We start from the raw sequence: 2,942 nt of genomic DNA, 5'->3' as shown, positions 1-2,942 counted from the left end.
TACGCAACCTGGTGGATTCGTCAGACCATCGAACGTGCAATCATGAACCAGACCCGCACCATTCGTCTGCCGATTCACGTAGTAAAAGAACTGAACGTCTATCTGCGTGCTGCCCGTGAGCTGGCCCAGAAGCTTGATCACGAGCCGACGGCAGAAGACATCGCAGAACTGCTCGATAAGCCGGTCGCTGACGTTAAGCGCATGCTGAAGCTGAATGAGCGTGTTACTTCGGTTGATACCCCACTGGGCCCGAATTCTGATAAGTCGATTCTCGACACCATCGCTGATGAGCGTATGGAAGATCCGGGTACAGAGCTGCAGAACGACGATATACAGAGCAACCTGTCACAGTGGATCGAAGAACTGCCTGAAAAGCAGCGAGAAGTACTCTCACGTCGTTTTGGTCTGCGTGGCTATGAGCCCAGCACACTGGAAGATGTAGGCCGCGAAATCGGACTCACCCGTGAGCGTGTGCGTCAGATTCAGGTAGAAGCACTGAAGCGTCTGCGTGAGGTATTTGAAAAGCACGGTCTGAATGCAGAGGTGCTGTTCGGTATGGCATAAGCCATCACCGTAAACAAAAAAACCGGCCAATGGTCGGTTTTTTTGTGTCTGTCTGAAACTGGGTAGCTCAGATGTATTTCACCTGACCCGCGAGGAAGGGTTTGCCGTCTTCCGGATCGGTTAAACCGAAGTCCACACCGTCTTTACGGACGTTATAGCCCAGCTGCGCTTGTCCCGGCAGGAAGATAGGTAGCTTGAAGTCTACAGTGACTTCCGCAGGACGCCCTTTCAGGTGAGATTCGATCGACGCCATGGCGCGTGCTTTTGCCCACATACCATGAGCAATCGGACGCTTGAAGCCGAATGCCCGTGCCGTGAACGGGAACAGATGAATAGGGTTGATATCCCGCCCGAGAAGCGCGTACTTAACGCCTGTCAGGGCCGGTACTTCCCAGTCTACGATACGTTCAGGATTCTCAAGGACATCCAGCGTTGGCGCTTTTTCCATATCCGGGTTCTTCTTTCCACGCTTGAGGAGCACGCTACGGCACTCCCAGACGAGTTCGCCGTCCATGTGCATGCGAGTGTAGAAAGTGAAGAGTTCACCGTTGTGGACCTTTTCCGGGCCGATCAGGGTGCAATCGGTATCCAGGGTAGCGTCGACAGGAATCTGTTTGTGCTGAGTGATGATATTACGGATATGCACCAGGCCCATGACCGGGTAAGGGTAAGCATCCGACAAAAACAGCGCACTCTGCAGTGGGAAGGTCAGCAGAAAAGGAAAAGTGAAAGGCAGGTACTTACTTTTCTCAAAGCCACACTGGCGACGGTACTCTTCCAGTTTGGAAGGATCGATCCTGACGTTTTTACGGGAGAAACGTGCACGTTCTTCACAGACCAGTTCTTGCTTCGGTTTTGCTGGGTTCTTGAGGGCAATACGAATGTACTGAATGACTGGTGGAGTAGGGTTCTTGATCTCTTTCGTTAACATCTGAGGCTTCCTTAATTGAATACCTGAGTCGGAGTGTGTCTGGCCTATTATGCCCATTAGTCTGTAGTGAATGCGCAGCATTATAGAGTCTTAATGCGGCATTAGACTTGGCCTCAGAGACATACAGTTAACGTCGAATCTGACGTTTTGTCAGACAGGTGTCTTTTAAGTTTCTGGGGCCAGATATAAAAAACGGGGCCGAAGCCCCGTTTTCAATTCCCTTAGAACGGGATGTCGTCGTCAAAATCATCAAAGCTATTGCTTGGCTGCGGAGCAGGCTGCTGAGGTGCCTGTTGCGGAGGTTGCTGATAACCACCTTGATTGCCATATCCGCTCTGAGCCGGTTGCTGTGCAGGCTGAGGCGGGCGCTGTGGCGCCTGTTGATAACCGCCTGGCTGTTGAGCCGGCTGCTGCGGAGCCTGGCGTGGCTGCTGAGGTGGTTGCTGGTAACCGCCCATTCCGCTACCCATGCCACCACTCATGTTGCCTGGCATCTGCCCTGCACCAGAGCTCATGGCGTCGCCGCGTGAATCCAGCATCATCATCTCGTTGGTGATGATCTCTGTGGTGTAGCGTTTTACGCCGTCTTTTTCCCATTCGCGGGTACGCAGCTTGCCTTCGAAGTAGGCGCGTGAACCTTTTTTCAGGTATTGCTGGCAGATTTCAGCAAGACGTCCATAGACGGTCAGGCGGTGCCATTCCGTCTGCTCGACCTTCTGGCCGGTTGCCTTGTCGTTGTAACTTTCATCTGTTGCCAGTGACAGGTTGGCTACGGCATTGCCATTCGGAAGGTAACGCACTTCAGGGTCGCGACCCAGGGTGCCGATGAGAGTGACTTTATTAACACTGCGAGCCATGTTTTTCTCCTGTGGATTCGATCAAGGTCAGTGCGTCTTCGCGGCTGAATTCATCCGCACTGACTTTCAGATATACCGCGTCTTCTGCCGGAAGATAAAGTGCTTCAGCAACGCCGGGCAGAGCTTCAAGTGATGCCAGGGCTGAATTATCGAGATGGCGATGGCCCGGCAGGCGGACACTGACCAGATGACGCGGTGCATTGGTCTGAGACATTAACAGCGCCCAAAGTACCACCAATGCCCCCAGTCCGACAAACAGAATTGGTGCACCATAGTGGCTGAGAACCCAGCCCCCGATACTGCCACCGAAGAAGGCTCCCAGAAACTGCATGCTGGAGTAGATTCCCATCGCACTGCCTTTGGCTCCGGCCGGTGCGATCTTGCTGAGCCAGGATGGCAAGCTGGCTTCCATAAGGTTGAAGCCCCAGAAGTACAACAACAGCAATACGATCCAGTGCCAGAGTGAGGAAGCTGCGCCCATGAGCAGAAGTGCGGCAGCAATGATCAGTGCGCCTGTAATAACGACACCCTTCATGCGTTGGCGTTTCTCGGCAATGATGATGAGTGGCACCATCAAGACAAAGGCGACC

Annotated in this window: 4 protein-coding genes; 1 reads left to right on the top strand and 3 read right to left on the bottom strand. The window is 53.3% G+C overall.

All coding sequences use genetic code 11. The features are described 5' to 3' along the window. A partial coding sequence (locus B2067_RS13720) for a sigma-70 family RNA polymerase sigma factor (RefSeq protein WP_301388808.1) occupies positions 1-564 on the top strand: 564 nt, incomplete at its 5' end. A 67-nt stretch (positions 565-631) separates the two neighbouring features. On the opposite strand, the gene B2067_RS13715 is transcribed toward B2067_RS13720, so the two are convergent. The 3 genes from B2067_RS13715 to B2067_RS13705 all read right to left on the bottom strand — a co-directional run. After that, entirely contained in the window at positions 632-1,495 is an 864-nt protein-coding gene (locus B2067_RS13715) for a MaoC/PaaZ C-terminal domain-containing protein (RefSeq protein WP_068437253.1), read from the bottom strand. 221 nt (positions 1,496-1,716) lie between these two features. Next, on the bottom strand, positions 1,717-2,352 hold the full coding sequence (gene ssb, locus B2067_RS13710) for a single-stranded DNA-binding protein (RefSeq protein ID WP_068437255.1): 636 nt from the start codon (positions 2,350-2,352) through the stop codon (positions 1,717-1,719). Continuing rightward, positions 2,336-2,942 (bottom strand): MFS transporter (locus B2067_RS13705; RefSeq protein ID WP_301388806.1); only part of this gene is annotated, 607 nt, incomplete at its 5' end. The genes ssb and B2067_RS13705, both read right to left, overlap by 17 nt.

The organism is Thalassolituus sp. UBA2590 (assembly GCF_002339775.1).
Classification (GTDB): Bacteria; Pseudomonadota; Gammaproteobacteria; order Pseudomonadales; family Oceanobacteraceae; genus Thalassolituus.
Note: the sequence above shows the minus strand (reverse complement) of the source record. Positions and strands in the feature narration are given on the sequence as shown.

Bases quoted from the DNA above. Each gene is read 5' to 3' on its own strand.
- ssb (WP_068437255.1), bottom strand. From the start codon at position 2,352: ATGGCTCGCAGTGTTAATAAAGTCACTCTCATCGGCACCCTGGGTCGC.
- B2067_RS13715 (WP_068437253.1), bottom strand. From the start codon at position 1,495: ATGTTAACGAAAGAGATCAAGAACCCTACTCCACCAGTCATTCAGTAC.